At 71.2% G+C, this 18,507-nt stretch carries 16 protein-coding genes; 12 read left to right on the top strand and 4 right to left on the bottom strand.

Annotated features, from left to right (window positions below; genetic code table 11):
* Positions 1-66: 66 nt before the first annotated feature.
* Together ABH941_RS08640 and ABH941_RS08635 are read left to right on the top strand one after the other, a co-directional pair.
* Positions 67-1,668: an MFS transporter gene (locus ABH941_RS08640; RefSeq protein WP_370128032.1), complete on the top strand. Its 1,602-nt coding sequence runs from the start codon at positions 67-69 to the stop codon at positions 1,666-1,668.
* A gap of 101 nt (positions 1,669-1,769) precedes the next feature.
* Positions 1,770-3,557: a tannase/feruloyl esterase family alpha/beta hydrolase gene (locus ABH941_RS08635; RefSeq protein ID WP_370128031.1), complete on the top strand. Its 1,788-nt coding sequence runs from the start codon at positions 1,770-1,772 to the stop codon at positions 3,555-3,557.
* Between the two features lie 160 nt (positions 3,558-3,717).
* On the opposite strand, the gene ABH941_RS08630 is transcribed toward ABH941_RS08635, so the two are convergent.
* The 3 genes from ABH941_RS08630 to ABH941_RS08620 all read right to left on the bottom strand — a co-directional run bounded on the left by ABH941_RS08630 (position 3,718) and on the right by ABH941_RS08620 (position 7,890).
* A complete protein-coding gene (locus tag ABH941_RS08630) occupies positions 3,718-4,638 on the bottom strand; it encodes an SGNH/GDSL hydrolase family protein (RefSeq protein WP_370128030.1) in 921 nt (306 codons plus the stop codon).
* Between the two features lie 91 nt (positions 4,639-4,729).
* Positions 4,730-5,596 (bottom strand): DMT family transporter, encoded by an 867-nt coding sequence (locus ABH941_RS08625; RefSeq protein WP_370128029.1) that lies wholly within the window; start codon positions 5,594-5,596, stop codon positions 4,730-4,732.
* 32 nt (positions 5,597-5,628) lie between these two features.
* Complete coding sequence (locus ABH941_RS08620; RefSeq protein WP_370128028.1) at positions 5,629-7,890, bottom strand: MMPL family transporter; 2,262 nt, start codon at positions 7,888-7,890, stop codon at positions 5,629-5,631.
* 215 nt (positions 7,891-8,105) lie between these two features.
* Between ABH941_RS08620 and ABH941_RS08615 the strand changes: the two genes are divergently transcribed.
* The gene (locus tag ABH941_RS08615) at positions 8,106-8,558 is read left to right on the top strand and encodes a MarR family winged helix-turn-helix transcriptional regulator (protein WP_370128027.1); all 453 of its coding nucleotides are present in this window, start codon (positions 8,106-8,108) and stop codon (positions 8,556-8,558) included.
* Between the two features lie 21 nt (positions 8,559-8,579).
* On the opposite strand, the gene ABH941_RS08610 is transcribed toward ABH941_RS08615, so the two are convergent.
* A complete protein-coding gene (locus ABH941_RS08610) occupies positions 8,580-9,617 on the bottom strand; it encodes a zinc-binding dehydrogenase (protein ID WP_370128026.1) in 1,038 nt (345 codons plus the stop codon).
* Between the two features lie 226 nt (positions 9,618-9,843).
* Here ABH941_RS08610 and ABH941_RS08605 point away from each other — a divergent pair, with 226 nt between their 5' ends.
* The 9 genes from ABH941_RS08605 to ABH941_RS08565 all read left to right on the top strand — a co-directional run bounded on the left by ABH941_RS08605 (position 9,844) and on the right by ABH941_RS08565 (position 18,506).
* Positions 9,844-11,049, top strand: a complete 1,206-nt coding sequence (locus tag ABH941_RS08605) for a LuxR C-terminal-related transcriptional regulator (RefSeq protein ID WP_370128025.1) — start codon at positions 9,844-9,846, stop codon at positions 11,047-11,049.
* A 99-nt stretch (positions 11,050-11,148) separates the two neighbouring features.
* Complete coding sequence (locus ABH941_RS08600) at positions 11,149-11,946, top strand: alpha/beta hydrolase (RefSeq protein ID WP_370128024.1); 798 nt, start codon at positions 11,149-11,151, stop codon at positions 11,944-11,946.
* Between the two features lie 7 nt (positions 11,947-11,953).
* On the top strand, positions 11,954-12,739 hold the full coding sequence (locus ABH941_RS08595) for an SDR family NAD(P)-dependent oxidoreductase (RefSeq protein WP_370128023.1): 786 nt from the start codon (positions 11,954-11,956) through the stop codon (positions 12,737-12,739).
* Between the two features lie 97 nt (positions 12,740-12,836).
* Positions 12,837-14,006, top strand: coding sequence for an NAD(P)/FAD-dependent oxidoreductase (locus tag ABH941_RS08590; RefSeq protein WP_370128022.1), 1,170 nt, complete (start codon positions 12,837-12,839; stop codon positions 14,004-14,006).
* Complete coding sequence (locus ABH941_RS08585) at positions 14,003-14,308, top strand: (2Fe-2S)-binding protein (RefSeq protein ID WP_370128020.1); 306 nt, start codon at positions 14,003-14,005, stop codon at positions 14,306-14,308. The genes ABH941_RS08590 and ABH941_RS08585 overlap by 4 nt, the downstream gene beginning before the upstream one ends.
* Complete coding sequence (locus tag ABH941_RS08580) at positions 14,292-15,722, top strand: NAD(P)/FAD-dependent oxidoreductase (RefSeq protein ID WP_370128019.1); 1,431 nt, start codon at positions 14,292-14,294, stop codon at positions 15,720-15,722. The genes ABH941_RS08585 and ABH941_RS08580 overlap by 17 nt, the downstream gene beginning before the upstream one ends.
* Before the next feature lie 73 nt (positions 15,723-15,795).
* The gene (locus ABH941_RS08575; protein ID WP_370128018.1) at positions 15,796-16,692 is read left to right on the top strand and encodes a dihydrodipicolinate synthase family protein; all 897 of its coding nucleotides are present in this window, start codon (positions 15,796-15,798) and stop codon (positions 16,690-16,692) included.
* 41 nt (positions 16,693-16,733) lie between these two features.
* Positions 16,734-17,735 carry a proline racemase family protein gene (locus ABH941_RS08570; RefSeq protein WP_370128017.1) on the top strand — a complete coding sequence of 334 codons (1,002 nt, stop codon included), beginning with the start codon at positions 16,734-16,736 and terminating at the stop codon, positions 17,733-17,735.
* 63 nt (positions 17,736-17,798) lie between these two features.
* Positions 17,799-18,506 (top strand): GntR family transcriptional regulator, encoded by a 708-nt coding sequence (locus tag ABH941_RS08565; RefSeq protein WP_370128016.1) that lies wholly within the window; start codon positions 17,799-17,801, stop codon positions 18,504-18,506.
* Position 18,507 lies beyond the last annotated feature (1 nt).

Genomic DNA, 18,507 nt, shown 5'->3' with positions numbered 1-18,507 from the left:
CATCGCCGTTACCGCATTACCCCACCTGAGAAAACAATGAAGTTCTCCACGAACCAAGGGGTCACCTTGTCCATCCCGCTGTCCGCGCCGGGGGCCTCGAGCACCGAAACGCGCCGTTCGGTCTCGCACACAACGCTCAACACGGCCACCATCGTCGCCGTCGGGCTGGCGGTCTGTCTGGCCCAGATCGGTCTGGCCGTACCGGCCACTCTCAACGGGACCTTCCAGACCGTCCTGCACCCCACCGGTGCCTCCCAGCTCGACTGGATCTCCGACTGCACGCTGCTCCCGATCGCCGCCCTGGAGCTCACCTTCGGTGTCCTCGGCGACCTGTTCGGCCGTAAGAAGCTGCTGGTCGGCGGTGCCGTGCTGCTGCTGATAGGCGAGATCATCTCCGGCTCCTCCACCGGTGTCGCGCAGATGTACGTCGGCCAGTTCATCGCCGGCCTCGGCTCGGCGGCGCTGTTCCCCACGACCCTGGCCATCATCGCCTCGGGCAGCCACACCCACGCCGGCCGGGCCCGCATGATCGCGCTGTGGGCGGCGCTGCTGTCCACGGGCAACTTCATCGCCCCGATGCTCGGCGGTCTGACCGCCACCTACGGCAGCTGGCGGATGGCGTTCTGGATCATCTCGGCCCTCTCCGCGGCCGTGGCCGTGTTCTGCTGGTTCTTCACCACCGACTCGCGCTCCCCGGAGGGCCGCTCGCTGGACGTCCCCGGCCAGACCGCGGTCGGGCTGGGACTGTTCGCCCTGCTCTACGCCGTGATCGAGGGACCGACCGCCGGCTGGGGCAGCGCGACGGTCATCGGCTGCTTCATCGCCGCCGCCGTGCTGCTGATCGCCTTCGTGGTGATCGAGACGCGGGTCGAGAACCCGCTGCTGCGCATGGACCTGTTCCGCAACCGCGCCTTCTCGCTGGCCGCCGCGGTGACCGTGATCGGGATGTTCTCCTTCCTCGGCACCGCCTACTCCATCAGCATCCGGATGGAGGTCATCCAGCACCAGAGCGCGATGCGCACCGCCTTCGCCTTCATCCTGCTCAGCGGTCTCACCATCTTCCTGCTGCCGCTGACCTCCTTCATGATGGCCCGTTACCAGCCGCGCTGGGTTCTCGGCGGCGGCTTCCTGCTCATGGCCGTCGGGCAGTTCCTGGCCTCCCAGCTGCCGATCACGCAGACCTCGCTACCCTCGATCATCCTGCCGATGGGACTGGTCGGCGTCGGCTTCTCCTTCGCGGTCTCCTCGGTCACCGCGACTGTGGTCAACACGGTGCCGAGCAAGCTGGCCGGCATGGCCGCCGCCACCACCAGCATGGTGCGCGACTTCGGCTTCGCCATGGGCCCGGCCCTGATCGGCGCGGTCGCCCTGAGCAAGGCGGCGACCAACTTCAACGCCGCACTGGCGGGTGACTCCTCGCTCTCGGCGGTCAAGGCCGCAGCCGAGGGTGCGGGCGCGATCGCGACCAACTCCGTCCCGGCCGACGTGCCGTTCAGCAAGGCCGCCCCGCTCGCGGTCAAGGCCCTGGACAGCGGCTACTCGCTCGGATTCCTGATCTGCGGGATCGCCGCGCTGGTCTGCTGCGTGGTGACGGTCGCGCTGCTGGGCGGCAAGAAGGAGCAGGAGGCGGAGATCGCGATGATCGAGGCGGAATCCGCCGCAGTCTGACACCGCACACGAGGGCGGGTGGCCGGGTCGTAGTAGGCGCGACCCGGCTCACCCATGCCTTTCAGCTACTCCAACCCACCTGCCAATTCAGGAGTCGCACCATGTCCCCTCGTTTCCTTCGGCACAGGAGCCGGTGGACGATCCCCACGTCCGTCCTCACCTTCGCCCTCGCCATCGGCCTGAGCCTGTCGGCCTCCGGCGGACAGAGCAGCGCGCAGGCAGCCACGGCCACCACCGCGACGGCAGCCAGTGCGAGCAGCGCAGCCGTCGTCCAGCCCGCGCTCAGCTGTGCGAGCGTCACCAGCAGCATCAACCTGCTGGCGCTCGCCGGCGCCAACACCTCGATCACCTCGGCGACTTCGGTCGCCGCCGCGTCGAACCCGGCGGGCAGCTGGGCCGCCTGTGAGGTCCAGGGCATCATCGCCCCGGAGACCCACTTCACCCTCTACCTGCCCACCAGCACCTACGCGAGCGAGTACCTCCAGGAGGGCTGCGGCGGCTACTGCGGCAACGTGAACGTCGGCACCCCCGCCGCCGCCACCGGCTGCGCCCAGTCGACCGCCGGCAACTTCGCCGTCGCCGCGGACGACGAGGGCCACGAGGGCGGCGGCTTCACCGCGCCCGCCTTCCAGGACCCGGAACTCAAGGCCGTGTTCGGCTACTCGTCCGAGCACCAGCTCTCGCTGGTCGCCAAGGCCGTCATCAAGGGCTTCTACGGCAGCGCCCCGGCGAAGTCCTACTTCGACGGCTGCTCGGACGGCGGCCGCGAGGCCCTGATCGAGGCCCAGCGCTACCCCACCGACTTCAACGGCATCATCGCCGGGTCGCCGGCCTCGATCCAGACCGAGCTCAACGCCTTCGAGGAGGCCTGGAACGCCCAGGCGAACACCGCCGCCGACGGCGTGAACTCCGTCCTGACCGCGGCCGACCTCACCCCGATCCACAACGCCGTGCTCGCGGCTTGCGGCGGCACCGCGACCGGCTACCTGGCCGATCCGCTGGCCTGCAGCTGGCAGCCGAGCAGCATCGCGTGCAAGGCCGCCCAGACCTCCACCACCGCCGACTACTGCCTGACGGCGGCTCAGGTCACCACCGTGAACAAGCTCTACGACGGCGTGAAGGACTCCAACGGCAAGCTGCTGTACCCGGGTTACGAGACCCGCGGCTCCGAGCTCAACTGGGCCGGCTGGATCGTCCCCAGGAACGGGACGGTCGAGGCGACCACCATTGACGCCGGCATCGGCACCGGCGCCTGGCAGAGCCTGGTCTCCGCGTCCGGCACCTTCAACGGCACCGCGTCCTACCTGGACGTCAAGTTCACCGCGGCCGAGTTCGCGAAGATCACCAAGGCCAACGACGGTGAACTCGACGCCACCGACCCCGATCTGACGGCCTTCAAGGCCGCCGGCGGCAAGCTGATCCTGTGGGCCGGCTACGCCGACCCGGCGATCAACCCGGTCGGCACCATCTCCTACTACCAGGCCGTGCAGAAGTACATGGGCGGCAGCGCGTCCACCACCGACTTCGCCCGCCTGTTCCTGCTGCCGGGCGTCGCCCACTGCGGCGGCGGCCAAGGTCCGTCCAGCTTCGACGCGTTGACGGCCGTCACCTCCTGGGTCACTGCGGGCAAGGCCCCGTCCAGCCTGCTGGCCTCGACGGTGGACTCCACCGGCAGGACCACGGCCAGCCTGCCGATCTACGCGTACCCGAACATCGCCGTCGACACCACCGGCGGCCCGGTCACCGAGGCGAGCAGCTACACCCCGAAGGTCTCCACCGCGGAGCAGAACCTGCGGGTCTCCTGGCTGGGCTCGTTCCGCCCCGGCTACGAGACGGTCAGCGGCTGGGTCAACGGCGAGTGGGTGACCCGCCCGGCGGGCGAGCACTGAGTCTGGCTGCGCCGTCTGCATGGTTTGTCGCGCAGTTCCCCGCGCCCCTGGGGGGTGCAACTTGCCCCCAGTGGGTTAGTCGCAGCCCCCTTAGGGGCGCGGGGAACTGCGCGACAAGCCCACTACGGTCCGCAGCCGAACACCCCTCAGAAACCCCCGCTCATCCCGCAACAGTGCTCAACACCGCGTCAGCCATACCCCGCTCCCCCCGTGCATTGGGATGCACCGCGGCCGCAGGAGAAGAGGGGACCAGGGGCTCGATCCAGCGGGTGCCCGCCGCCGCGCAGGCGTCATGCCCCACCGACGGGGTGAACGTGTCCACGTACCCCGCGCCCGCGGCCTTCGCCTCGCGCTGGAGCATGCTGTTGAGGTCCTGTTCCTTCTCCCGCAGATAGCTGACGTCGCCGGCGGCCAGTCCCATCGAGCGGGCGCAGTCGGTGCCGTCGCTCGGGAGGACCGCGGGGTAGCCGACGACGTACACCCGGGCCTTGGGGGAGCGCTTCTTGATCTCGTCCAGCGCGGCGGACACCCGCGTCGCGGCCGCGTCGATCTTCTGCTGGACCTGGTCGGTGCCGCCGGAGACGTACTGGGCGCGGCAGGGGGCGTCGTCGCCGATGCTCACACCGAGCTTGATCGCGTTGTACAGCACGCCGGTCTCGACGCAGCGGGTGATCAGCGAGCTGAAGCCGATGTCGTTCCCGCCGATGCCCAGGGTCACCAGCCGGGTGTCGGACGTCAGCGCGGTGAACTGGGCCGGGTTGGTGCCGTTCCCGGTGGACTGCTGACCGGAGAGGTCCGCGGTGGTGGCGCCGCTGCAGGACCGGTCGCTGATCTGGGCCGGCTGCAGCTTCAGCGCCGCGGCGACCAGGGCCGGGTAGTTCTGGCTGGAGCGGTCGCAGCCGAGCGGCGTGCCGTTCTGGTCCGGGATGTCGGGGCCGGCGGTGTAGGAGTCCCCCAGCGCGACATAGGGCCCCACCGGGGCCGAACCGCTGTCCCGGCCGTGGTGGGTCAGCCCGAGCGCGGCGACCAGCGCACCGCAGGCCAGCACGGCGACCGCCCCGGTTCGTAGGTGGTTCGTCATCAGTGCCCCTGCTTTCGGAATCTGTCTCGGATACCCCTCAAGGCTGTCCGAGCGGGTCTGTTCGGTCGTCGTGCGGCTGCTGGCTGTCGGGCTACTGAGACCGCAGTACGGCCGGGCCGAGGGCGCCGGCCGGAGTGACGGGCTCGGGCCGGACGCCGGGGCGGGTGAGCAGGACCACCCCGTACGACGCCAGCGCGGCGCCCACGGCGGCCAGGGCTGCGGCGGGCAGGCCGCCGTGCATGCGCTCGCCGAGGACGGTGAGGCCGATGGCCGCCGCGGCGACCGGGTCGGCGAGGGTGAGGACGGCGAGCGGAGCGCCCAGGCCGCCGGTGTAGGCGGCCTGAGCCAGCATCAGGCCGGCGACCGCCAGGCCCAGGGTGAGCGCTCCGGTCAGGACGGACCCGGGGGAGAGCAGGTGGTCCGTGTGCACCAGGGTCTGGGCCAGCGCCGAGGCGGTCCCGGAGGTGACGCCGGAGGCGACCGCGAGGCCGATCATGCGAGGGCGGCCGCTCCGCAGGGCGAGAGCGACCGGGACGAAGAGGAGGGCGGCAGCCGCCACGACCGTCGCACCGGCCACGCCCGGGCCGCCGCCCGGCACCGAGGCACCGGCCGTGACCGGCAGCAACGCGGCGCAGCCGACGACGGTGAGGACGGCGCCGCGCCACTCGTTGCGGCCGACCCGCCGACCGGCGGTGCGGGCGCCCAGCGGAAGGGCGGCGACCAGGGTGAGCGCGCCGAGCGGTTCCACCAGCGTCAGCGGACCGTACATCAGGGCGGCCACATGGACGGCCGCCCCGGCACCGTTCAGGGCGACCGCCGTCCACCAGGCACCCTGGCCCAGCAGCGAGAACGTTCCGGGGCGGGCCGGCGCGACGGCGATGCGGTGCTGCACCGCCGCCGCGGCGGCATAGGCGACGACCGAGGCGAGTGACAGTGCCACAGCGGCCAGGGTGTTCACCGTGGTTCTCCTCTCGCGACGGGCGCTGTGGACTAGCGGCTCGCCACGGAGCTCTCGTGGTCCGCGTGCTCCTCGTCCGCGGGTGCACCCGCGTGGTCCGGTACGGCGGCGGCGGTGCGGCGGGCCAGTCCTTCGCCCTCGATGTCCACCTTGGGCAGCACCCGGTCCAGCCAGCGCGGGATCCACCAGGCCTTCTGTCCGAGCAGCGCGAACGCCGCGGGGACGATGGCCAGCCGGACCACGAAGGCGTCGAACAGGACGGCGATGGCCAGGCCGAACCCGATCATCTTGATCATGGCTTCGTCGGCGCCGATGAAGCCCGAGAACACCGCCATCATGATCAGTGCGGCGGCGACCACCACCCGGGTGCTGGTGCGCAGTCCGGCGACCATCGCGTCCTTGGGCTGCTCGCCGTGGACGTACGCCTCGCGCATCCGGGAGACCAGGAAGACCTCGTAGTCCATGGCCAGTCCGAAGACGATGCCCACCATGAAGATCGGCATCAGGCTCATGATCGGTCCGGTCTGGTGGACCCCCAGCAGCGAGGCCAGCCAGCCCCACTGGAAGACCGCGACCACCGAGCCCAGTGCGGCCAGCACCGAGAGCAGGAAGCCGAGCGCGGCCTTGAGCGGCACCAGTACGGACCGGAAGACGATCATCAGCAGCAGGAAGGCCAGGCCCACCACGATGCCGAGGTAGGGAATCAGCGCGCCCTGGACCTTCTGGGCACTGTCGATGTTGATGGCGGTGGTACCGGAGACCTGGTAGGTCGCGCCGGTGCCGGCGGTGATCGAGGAGCGTTCGTCCCGCAGGGTGTGCACCAGGGTCGTGGTCCTGGTGTCGTTGGGCGCGGTGGCCGGGACGGCGGAGAAGACCGCGGTGTCACCCGCCTTGTTGAAGCGGGCCGCCGAGACGGAGACGACGCCGCTGGTGGCGCTGATCTTCTGGGCGATGCCGGTCACGGCGGTCTTGGGGTCGGCGGCGCCCTTGGCGTCGACGACGATCGTCAGCGGGCCGTTGAACCCGGCCCCGAAGGCCTTGGCCAGGTCGTCGTAGGCGCGGCGTTCGGTGGTGGAGGTGGGCTTGGCCTCGTCCCCGGCGGTGCCCAGGTGCAGTTGGGTCACCGGCACGGCGATGACACCCAGTCCGACGACCGCGAGCAGCAGGATCGGCAACGGACGGCGCAGCACGAACTTCGCCCAGCGGGCGCCCCCGTTGAGCTTGGCGGGGTTCTTGCCGCTGTGCAGCGGACGCACGCCCTTGCGCTCGGCCTTGCGAACGGCGCGCGGCTGGACCGCGCGCTGCCAGAATCCGAGCAGGGCCGGGACCAGCGTCAGCGCGACCAGTACAGCGATGATCACCGTCCCGGCGGCGGCCAGGCCCATCTTGGTCAGCGTCGGCACACCGACCACCGACAGCCCGGCCAGTCCGATGACGACCGTCAGTCCGGCGAAGACCACCGACGAACCGGCGGTTCCCACCGCCCGCGCCGTCGCCTCCTGCGGGGCGTATCCGTTGCCGCGCTCCTCGCGGTAGCGGGAGATGATCAGGACGGCGTAGTCGATGCCGACGGCCAGGCCCAGCATCATGGCCAGGGTGCTGGTCGTGCTGGCGAGTCCGAGGGTGCTGCCCAGGGCGGTGATCGCGGCGACGCCGACGCCCACGCTCACGATCGCGGTCAGCAGCGGAAGGCCGGCCGCCGCGATGGAGCCGAAGGTGATCAGCAGCACCACGGCCGCGACCAGGATGCCGATCCCCTCGCTGGCACCGCCTGCCGCGGGCTGCTTCTCCAGGGCGGTGCCGCCGATCTCGACCTTGAGCCCGGCATCCCGGGCCTGCTGGGCGGCGTCCGTCAGGGTGTTCTTGGTCGTGTCGGTGAGGTTCTTGGCGACTGCCTGGTAGGACACGGTCGAGTAGGCCGTGGTGCCGTCCTTGCTCACTGCCTGCGCCTGGAACGGGTTCACCGCGGTGGCGACCTGCGTGCCGCCGGCCACCTCGGCCACGGCCTTCTCGATCGCCGCCTTGTTGGCGGTGGCGGTGACCTTCTGACCGGAGGGGGCGACGAAGACGATCCGGGCCGACGCACCGTCAGCCGTCGTTCCCGGGTAGCGCTGTGCCAGCAGGTCGAACGCCTTCTGGGACTCGGTGCCCGGCATCGAGAAGCTGCTGTCGGGTGCGGCGGGGGCGAGGGCCGCGCCGGCGCCGACGGCGCCGAGTACGGCCACCCAGAACAGTGCGACGCACCAGCGCCAGCGGAAGGCCAGCCGGCCCAGTAGGTACAGGAAGGACGCCATGACAGGGTCTCCACATCTCTCTCGGATACCTCTCAAGGCTCCCGGGGGCGCACCCCCGTAGTCGTCGTGCGGCTGCCGACTGTTGGGCCTGGTGTGAACGCAGTACGGCGACGGACCGATGCGCTGCGTCCGCAGGTGTCCAGGAGTGCGACATACGGCAGCGAGGGTCCGCCGACCGATTCGGCGGACCCTCGGGGACCTGCATACTTGCGCCCATGGACAAGCCCACGGACCTGGTCGAGTACGAGACGATGCTGATGGGACGGCACGTCCACATGAGCAACCGCTCCAAGACCACCAGCGCCAATCTGGACCGCAGCGCCTACATCCTGCTCAGCCGCCTCCGTATGGAGGGCCCGATGAGCATCGGCCAACTGAGTGAGGCCTTCGGTCTGGACGCCTCCACGCTCAACCGGCAGACCGCGGCGATGCTGCGCGGCGGCCTGCTGGAGCGGATTCCCGACGCGGACGGGGGTATCGCCCGCAAGTTCCGGGTCACCGAGGAGGGCGCCCTCCGGCTCGAACTGGCCCGCACCGAACTGGTGGGCGGCCTGGACCGGATCCTGGAGAGCTGGTCGGCGGAGGACGTGGCCGAGTTCGCCGCCTACCTGAAGCGGTTCAACACGGACATCGAACGCCTGGACGGCCGGATCTGGCCCCGTCCCTGACCCGGCCCATCCTCTACAGGCTCAGTCCTCGAAGGTCACGACCACCTTCTCGGCCGCCCCCGGCGTCATGGTGAGCCGGAAGGCCTCCTCGACCTCCGCGAAGGGCACGCGGTGGCTGATCAGCTGGGCGAAGCGGTCCTGGTGCTCCACGATCTCCGCGGTGACCTCGAAGATCTCGGTGGGATAGCCCTGCGAGGCGATCAGGGTCAGCTCGCTCCTGAGCATCCCGCCGAGGTCGATGTCGTCGGACTTCTTCTGCACGGCGACCATGACCAGCTTCGCCTTCCACTTCGCCGAGGCCAGCACGGTGTTGAAGACGGCGGCGGCGCCGGCCGCGTCGATGTAGACGTCGGTGCCGGGGCGCGGCTGGCCCAGCGCGTTGGCGCTCTGGCCGTGAAGCTCCGTCAGGCGGGCGGTGACGTCCTCCTGGGAGGAGTCGATGACGGCGTCCGCACCCACCGCGAGCGCCGTCTTCAGGCGGTCGGGGATCACGTCGACGACGGTCACCTGAGCGACACCGCGCAGCTTCAGCCAGATGGTGGCTCCGAGCCCGATCGGCCCGGCCCCGAAGACCACGACCTTGTCGGTGGGGAGCGCCTCGGAGCGGTTGACGCAGTGCCGCGCGACCGCCATCGGCTCGTTGAGCGCGGCGACGTCGAACGGGACCGTGTCGGGGAACACCGCGACGCTCTCGCCGACCACGGCGTTCTCGATCAGCAGGTACTCGCTCATGCCGCCGAGCGCGCCGCCGCAGCCGATGATCCCGCTGGGGGCGCCCTGCGGGTTGACCACCACCCGGTCGCCCACCGCCAGCCCGGTGACCTCGGCCCCCACCTCGACCACCTCGCCGGCCGGCTCGTGCCCCAGGTGCAGTGCCCGGGTCTCACCGTCCGGCCCCGTCGGCATGCCGCCCAGGTGCAGGAAGAACACATCGGTACCGCAGATGCCGCACGCGCGGATCCGCACCAGCGCGTCCGCCGGGCCGGGCACAGGCCGCTCGATCTCCACGACCTCGACGGCACCGGCTGCGGCGGTCTGTACGGACTTCATCGTCGGCATGCTCTGACTCACTTTCTGGACTTCTGGGATCCGTTTCCCGGTACCGACCAGTCTCCATTGACGGCGCCGCTCCGGCGTCGTCCACCCGCCGCTACTTCCCCTACTGCGCCCGCAGTACGGCGGCCGTTCTCCACGAGAACGGCCGCTGCTCGCGGCAGGGCTCGGGGCATAATCAGGTAGGTAGTGCGCCCAGTGGAGCGAGGCTCAGGGGAACACGGTGGCCGTTGTGGCCGGTCGCGCGGAACGGCCCGGCGTCGTGAGCGATGCCGCGGCCCTGGTTGCCGACGGCGCTGACAGGTCGCTGCAGTACGTCCTGGATCGCCTCGCCGACGGACCGCGCGGTCAGCGCAGCATCAGTGACGCGATCCTGCAGTCGTGGCGGCGTTCGGCCGAGGCCGGCCTGGTTCCGCAGAGGATCCATGCGCCGTACGACCCGGATGTCGACGCCGACGGGCGTCTGCGGTGGGCGGCCGCGCCCGGGATGGCGGCGGTGAGCGCAGACCTCGCGGGTGTCGAGGTCGCCCTGCTGCTTGCGGACAGTCGTGGTCATGTCATCGAGCGGTGGACCCCGGCGAGCGCGGCCTCGGCGATGGACCGGATCGGTGCGGCGGCGGGGTTCGTCTGCGACGAGGCGGTGGTCGGGACGAACTCCATCGGCGCGGCGCTCAGCACCCGGGGCCCCTCGATCGTCCTGGGCCCGGAGCATTTCGCGGACGCTCTGACTGCCGTGTCCTGCGCTTCGAGCGCGGTGACCGACCCGCTGACCGGGCGGGTGCTGGGCGTGGTCAACATGACGTGTGCCAGGCGGGCGTACAGCCCGGTGATGCCGGCGCTGATCGGTCGCATCGTGCATGAGACGCAGCAGCGACTGGCCGGTGAGTCGGGGGTGAGCGGCACGGCCCTGCACGCCGCGTTTCTGCAGGCGCGCCGTCGGGCCAAAGGGCCGATCGCCGTGCTGGACGGACGCAGGATGTTCGTCAACAGCGCGGGGGCTTCGCTCGTTCACGCCGGCGACCGTGCGGTGCTCTGGGAGTGGGCCGAACCACTGCTCGCCGAGGCGTCGGGGCGCGCGGCATCACTGATCGTGCTGAGTTCAGGCGTCCGGAGCGTGTGGTGCACGGCGGTGGACGAGGCCGACCCCACCGCCGGCGCGGTCGTCCGGCTGGACGCCGATGCCGGCGCGCCGACGCCGGTGTCCGAACCGGTCACGGACGGGGCGGCGAGTCGATGGGCGATGCTGACGGTCTCGGAGCGCGCCGTCGCGGAGCACGTCGCCCATGGCCTGACCAACCGGGAGGCAGCGTCCCAGTTGTTCATCTCGGCTCACACCGTCGACTATCACCTGCGGCAGATCTTCCGCAAGCTCGAACTGCGCTCGCGGGTCGAGCTCGCCCGCGTCGTGGCCGACGCCGACCACCGGACCGTGACGTAGCTCCGGTGCTCCGGTGCGCACTACGCGTTTGCGTGGGGTGCGCGGGCAGGGTGCCGCCCTACGGTTGAGGCAAACCCGCGCTCCGAAAGGAAGCCTCTGATGACTACGCCGCCGCCCGTGGTGTTCATCCACGGTCTCTGGTTGCACGCCACCTCCTGGGATCCCTGGCTGGAGGTGTTCACGCAGGCCGGTTACGACGCCTCCGCCCCGGGCTGGCCCGGTGATCCCGCGACCGTGTCCGAGGCCCGCGAGAACCCCGAGGGCATGGCCGATCACGGCATCGACGATGTCGTCGCCCACTACGCGAAGATCATTGCCGAGCTCGACGCGAAGCCGATCCTGGTCGGTCACTCCTTCGGCGGCATGATCGCCCAGAAGCTGCTCGGCCAGGATCTGGCCGCCGCCGCGGTGGCCATCGACGCCGCCCAGATCAAGGGCGTGCTGCCGTTGCCGCTGTCCGCACTGCGGGCGACGCTGCCGGTGTTCAAGAACCCGGCCAACAAGCACCGCACCGTGGCGCTGACCGCCGAGCAGTTCCGCTTCGCGTTCGGCAACGCCATCCCGGCCGAGGAGTCCGACGCCCTGTTCGCCCGGTGGGCGATCCCGGCCCCGGGCAAGCCGCTGTTCGAGGCCGCCGCGGCCAACTTCAACCCGCACTCCCCGGCGAAGGTCGACACCGACAACTCCGGTCGGGGACCGCTGCTGCTGGTCATGGGCGGCAAGGACCACACCGTCCCGGAAGCGGTCACCAAGGCGACCCTCAAGCAGTACCGGCACAGCGACGCCGTCACCGACCTCGTCGAGTTCGCCGACCGGGCGCACTCGCTGACCATCGACCACGGCTGGCGCGACGTCGCGGACGCCGCGCTCACCTGGCTGCACGCGCAAGGCCTGTGAGGCAACCATGGATCTCCACCTCACCGGCAGAGTCGCCGTCGTCACCGGCGCCAGCAAAGGCATAGGCCTGGCGATCACCCGATCCCTGGCGGCCGAAGGCGTGCACGTCGTGGCCGGCGCGATGCACGGCAGCCCGGAGCTCGACGTGCTCGCCGACCAGAAGGACGTCCACCCCGTCCTGGTCGATCTGACCACGCCCGAAGGACCGGCGCTGCTCATCGACGAGGCGGTCGGCCGGTTCGACACCATCGACATCCTGGTCAACAACGTCGGCGCGGTCCGCCCACGCCTGGACGGCTTCCTCGCCGTCACCGACCAGGACTGGGACTGGGCGATGACGATCAACTTCTTCGCCGCCGTGCGCACCATGCGCGCCGCGCTGCCGCACCTGGCGACCCGAGCCGGTGCGTCCATCGTCACCGTCAGCTCGGTCAACGCGTACCTGCCCGATCCGCCGGTGATCGACTACAGCGCGGCCAAAGCCGCCCTGACCAACCTGTGCAAGTCCCTGTCCAAGGAGTACGGCACCAGGGTCCGCGTCAACACCATCAGCCCCGGGCCGGTCCAGACCGATCTCTGGCTCGGCGGCGACGGCGTCGCGGCCACCGTCGCCCGCGCCAACGGCACCACCGCGGTCGCGGTCGCCCAGCAAGCCGCCGCCGATGCCGCCACCGGGCGGTTCACCCACCCCCAGGAGGTGGCCGACCTCGTCCTGTTCCTGGCCAGCGACCGCGCGGACAACATCACCGGCAGCGATTTCCGCATCGACGGGGGACTCGTCACAACCCTCTGACCCTCGCCATGACCGCCAGGCACACTCGGCCAGGAGCGGGTCGAGGATCAGCCCAGGGGGTCTTGGCCGAACAAGAAGCATGTGACATTGTACTGATGTGAGCAATCGACTGACCTGCGACGTCGTGGTCGTCGGGGCCGGAATGGTGGGTGCTGCCTGCGCTCTCTATGCGGCCCGGGCGGGTCTGACCACGCTCCTTGTGGACCGGGGCCCCGTGGCCGGCGGCACCACCGGGGCGGGCGAGGGCAACCTGCTGGTCTCCGACAAGGAGCCGGGCCCTGAGCTGGACCTCGCGCTGCTGTCCAGGCGGCTGTGGGGCGAACTCGCGGCCGAGCCGGGCCTGGGCAGGGCAGTGGAGTTCGAGGCGAAGGGCGGAGTGGTCGTCGCCTCCCGCCCCGAGGGCATGGCGGCGCTGGAGACCTTCGCCGCCGGCCAGCGTGCGGCGGGCGTGGAGGCGCGGAGCGTCGCCCCCGAGGAACTGGGCGACCTGGAGCCGCACCTGGCGCCGGGGCTCGCGGGCGGGGTCCTCTATCCGCAGGACTGCCAGGTGATGCCGTCGCTGGCCGCCGCGCAGGTGATCCGAGCTGCGCGCCGTGCCGGAGCGGAACTGCGCACCGGCACGGCCGTCACCGGCGTCCTGCGCGGGAAGGACGGATCGGTGCTCGGTGTCCGGACCGGGCACGGCGACGTCCATGCCCCGACGGTCGTGAACGCGGCCGGTACCTGGGGCGGCGAGCTGGCAGCGCTGGCCGGGGTGCATCTCCCGGTCCTGCCGCGGCGCGGCTTCGTCCTGGTCACCGAGCCGCTGCCGAGCCGGGTCGTCCGGCACAAGGTGTACGCCGCCGACTACGTGGCCGATGTGGCCAGCGGCGACGCGGGACTGCAGTCCTCGGCGGTCGTCGAGGCCACCGCAGCGGGCCCGGTGCTGATCGGTGCCAGCCGTGAACGGGTCGGCTTCGACCGGAGCTTCTCCCTTCCGGTGGCACGGCGCCTGGCGGCGCAGGCCACCGCCCTCTTCCCGGTACTCGGCACGGTCCACGCCATGCGCGCCTATCTGGGCTTCCGTCCCTATCTGCCGGACCACCTCCCGGCGATCGGCGCCGACCCCCGGGTGCCGGGGCTGCATCATGCGTGCGGCCACGAGGGGGCGGGCATCGGGCTCGCGGTCGGCACCGGGCATCTGATCGCGCAGTCGCTGACCGGCAGGACGCCCGACCTGGACCTCACTCCGTTCCGGCCCGACCGCTTTCCCGAGGAGCCCGTGTGAATCCCCTGGAACTCGCCCGGGCCCGGCCCGGCCCCGCCTTCAGTGTCACCCTCGACGGCCGCGCGATCGAGGCGCTTCCCGGGCAGACCGTCGCCGCTGCACTCTGGTCGGCGGGCGTCACTTCGTGGCGCACCACCCGAGGGGGCGGATCGCCGCGCGGCGTCTTCTGCGGCATCGGCGTCTGCTTCGACTGCCTGGTCACCGTCAACGGCCGCCCCAACCAGCGGGCCTGCCTGGTCCCGGCCCGGTCCGGCGACGTGATCCTGACCCAGGAGGGAACCGGCCATGACGGCCTCGGATAGGACTCTGGCGGTCATCGGCGCCGGCCCCGCCGGGCTCGCCGCCGCGCTGACCGCCGCCGACCAGGGGGTGCGGGTCACGCTGCTCGACTCCGCCGCCCAGGCGGGCGGGCAGTTCTACCGCCAGCCGGCCGTCGAACTCGGAGCACGCAGGCCGGAGGTGCTCCACCACGCCTGGGGCACCTGGAAGAAGCTGCGCAACCGGCTGGCCGCGCACATCGCGGCAGGACGGATCACACATCTGCCGGACCGTCATATCTGGTTCGTGGAGCAGCGTTCGGACCCGGGGGAGGTCCGAAGTGGAGCGGGTTTCACCGTGCACGCCCTGCTCGGGCCCGAACAGGTGGAGCCGGAGGCGGTCACCGCCGACGCCGTGCTCCTGGCGACCGGCGGGTACGAGAAGGTGCTGCCGTTCCCCGGCTGGACCCTGCCCGGGGTGGTCACCGCGGGCGGCGCCCAGGCGATGCTCAAGGGCGGGCTGGTGCTGCCCGGCCGTACGGTCGTCGTCGCCGGGACCGGGCCGCTGCTGATGCCGGTCGCGGTGGGGCTCGCCGCGGCGGGCGCCAGGATCGTCGCGTATGTGGAGTCCGCACGTCCCGCGAGCCTCGTCCGGCATGCCCCGACGCTCGCCGCCAATCCGGCGAAGGTCGTCGAGGCGGTCCGGTATGCCGCCCGACTGACGTGCCACAGAGTTCGGGTGACGGTCTGTCATACCGTGGTGGAGGCGCACGGCTCCGACCGCGTCGAGGCCGTCACCGTCGCCGCACTGGACGCGGACGGCCGGCTCCGGCCGGGCAGTGAGCGGCGGATCGCCTGCGACACCCTGGCCGTCGGGCACGGCATGCTCGCGCACACCGATCTCGCGGAGTCGCTGGGCTGTGCGATCGACGCCACCGGCGACCCGTTCGTGGTCACCGACGCCGAGCAGCGCACCGATGTCGACGGCGTCTGGGCGGCGGGCGAGGCGACCGGAATCGGCGGAGCGGTGCTGGCGCTGGCCGAGGGCGAGATCGCCGGATACTCGATCGCTGCCAGGCTCAAGGGGGTTGACCCCGGGCGGGCCGACCGGGCGGCGCCTGCCAGGACCCGTGCCCGGCTGCGGAAGTTCTTCGCGGCCATCGACACCGTCTACGCTCCGCCCGCCCACTGGACGGAACAGGTCACCGACGACACCGTCGTCTGCCGCTGCGAGGAGGTCCCGGCCGGGGCGGTCCGCGAGGCCGTCCAGGACCTGGGCGCCACCGACCTGCGGACCGTCAAGCTCCTCACCCGTGCCGGGATGGGCTGGTGCCAGGGGCGGATCTGCGCTCCCGGGGTCGCCGGCGTCGCGGGGTGTGCGGTGGGCCCCGCCAAGCGGCCCCTCGCCCGGCCGGTGCCCCTGGCGGTGCTGGCCCAGGAGCCCGATGGCCGCTCGTGACCAGTCCCTCAGGATCCACCGCCGCTGCAGCCCGCAGTGAGCTGTCACACTCCACGAGAAGGTCGAGACTCCGATGAGCACCACCGAGAACCCTGTCTGGCGCGGTGTCCTGGTCGCCACCGCCCTGCCCCTCCATGACGACCTGAGCGTCGACTTCGAGGCATACGCCGACCACTGCCGGTGGCTCGTCGGGAACGGCTGCGACGGCGTCGTCCCCAACGGCTCCCTCGGCGAGTACCAGGTCCTCACCGACGAGGAACGCGCCCGGGTCGTCGAGGTCGCGGTCGCGGCGATCGGCGGCGACAAGGTCATGCCGGGAGTCTCCGCGTACGGTTCCGCCGAAGCCGCCCGCTGGGCGCAGCAGGCCAAGGACGCGGGCTGCGCCGCCGTCATGCTGCTGCCCCCGAACGCCTACAGGGCCGACGAGCGCTCGGTGCTCGCGCACTACGCCGCCGTCGCCGAGGTCGGCATCGATGTCGTCGCCTACAACAACCCGCACGACACCAAGGTCGATCTGACTCCCGAACTGCTCGCCGAGCTGCACGAGGCGGGCCTGATCAAGGGCGTCAAGGAGTTCTCCGGCGACACCCGCCGCATCTACCGGATCGCCGAACTCGCCCCCGAACTGGACGTGTTGATCGGCGCGGACGACGTCCTGCTGGAACTGGCGATCGCCGGTGCCAAGGGCTGGGTCGCGGGCTACCCCAACGCCCTGCCGAAGTCGACGGTCGAGCTGTACCACGCCGCGGTCAAGGGCGACCTGGCCACCGCCGTACCGCTCTACCGGCAGCTGCACGCGCTGCACCGCTGGGACTCCAAGGTCGAGTTCGTCCAGGCGATCAAGCTGTCCATGGACATCGTCGGCCGCCGTGGCGGCCCGGTCCGCCCGCCGCGCGTCCCGCTGCTCCCGGAGCAGGAGCGGGCGATTCGCGAGGCCACCGAGAAGGCTCTGGCCCTGGGTCTTTCCTGACCCGGTTATTCCTACCTGTCGGTAGAGAGGATCTCCCGCTCATGCGCAGCAAGCTCGTCCTGCACGCCGTGGACTCGCACACCGAGGGCATGCCCACCCGGGTCGTCACCGGAGGCATCGGCACCGTCCCGGGCGCCACCATGAACGAACGCCGTCTGTGGTTCCGCGAGCACCGTGACGACGTGCGCAACTTCCTGATGAACGAGCCGCGCGGGCACGCCGCGATGAGCGGGGCGATCCTCCAGCCGTCCACCCGGCCCGACTGCGACTTCGGCGTCCTCTACATCGAGGTCTCCGGCTATCTGCCGATGTGCGGCCACGGCACCATCGGCGTGGCCACCGTCCTGGTCGAGACCGGAATGGTCCCCGTGGTCGAGCCGGTCACCACCATCCGGCTGGACACCCCGGCCGGACCGGTGGTCGCCGAGGTGGCGGTGCAGGACGGGGCCGCCAAGGCCGTCACGATCCGCAATGTGCCGTCGTTCGCGGTCGGCCTCGACCGCAAGGCCGTCCTCGCCGACGGCCGCACGGTGACCTACGACCTGGCCTTCGGCGGCAACTTCTACGCGATCCTGCCGCTGGACCGGTTCGGGCTGCCCTTCGAGCGCGAGCGCAAGGACGAGATCCTCGCCGCCGGGCTCGCGCTGATGGACGCCATCAACGCGGAGGATCCGCCGGTACACCCGGAGAACCCCTCCATCCACGGCGTCCACCATGTGTACCTGGCCGCTCCGGGCTCGAACGCCGAGCGCTCGCGGCATGCCATGGCCATCCACCCGGGCTGGTTCGACCGCTCGCCCTGCGGGACCGGCACCTCGGCCCGGATGGCGCAGTTGCACGCCCGCGGCCAACTCCCGCTGGACCAGGACTTCGTCAACGAGTCCTTCATCGGCACGTCCTTCACCGGCCGCCTGGTCGAGGCCACGGAGGTCGCCGGACACCCCGCCGTGGTGCCCACGGTCACCGGACGGGCCTGGATCACCGGGACCGCCCAGTACCTGCTCGACCCGGCCGACCCGTTCCCGGCCGGCTTCGTGCTGTGACCCTCGACCATACTGGTGGCGTGTGACATTGCATGTGCAAGGCGTATCCAGGAGGAGCAACGCATGGCCGCTCAGCGCAACGAGGACAAAGGTTCCAAGCTCTTCTCGGGCAGCGCCGGACCGGTCCTGCCCGCCCTGGGCGGAGCCCGCCCCAGCTACCGCGAGCGCGTCGCCGACGCCCTACGTGCCGCGCTGATCGCCGGCGAGCTGAGCCCCGGCGAGGTCTACTCCGCGCCGATGCTGGCCGGCCGGTTCGGAGTCTCCGCGACTCCGGTGCGTGAGGCCATGCTCGACCTGGTCAAGGAGGGGCTGGTCGACACGGTGCCCAACAAGGGCTTCCGGGTCACCGCTGTCTCCGAGCGCCAGCTCGACGAGTACACCCAGATCCGGTCGTTGATCGAGATCCCCGTGGTCGTGGGCCTCGCCGCCACCGCCGACCCGGAGGCACTGCAAGCACTCCGTCCGGCTGCCGAGGAGATCGTCACCGCGGCCACCGCCGGCGACCTCATCGCCTACGTGGAGGCCGACCGCCGCTTCCACCTCGGCCTGCTCGCCCTGGCCGGCAACGAGCATCTGCTTGAGGTGGTCGGCGACCTGCGCAAGCGGTCGCGGCTGTACGGGCTCACCGCGCTGGTCGAGCGGGGACTGCTGAAGGCGTCCGCCGAGGAGCACCTCCGGATCCTCGATCTGCTCCTCGACCGTGACCAGGACGCCGTACGTGAATTGATGACCCGTCACCTCGGCCATGTCCGAGGCCTGTGGGCCCGCTGAA

The organism is Streptacidiphilus sp. EB103A (assembly GCF_041261405.1).
Taxonomy (GTDB): domain Bacteria; phylum Actinomycetota; class Actinomycetes; order Streptomycetales; family Streptomycetaceae; genus Streptacidiphilus.
This window is presented reverse-complemented; position numbering and strand designations above follow the sequence as displayed.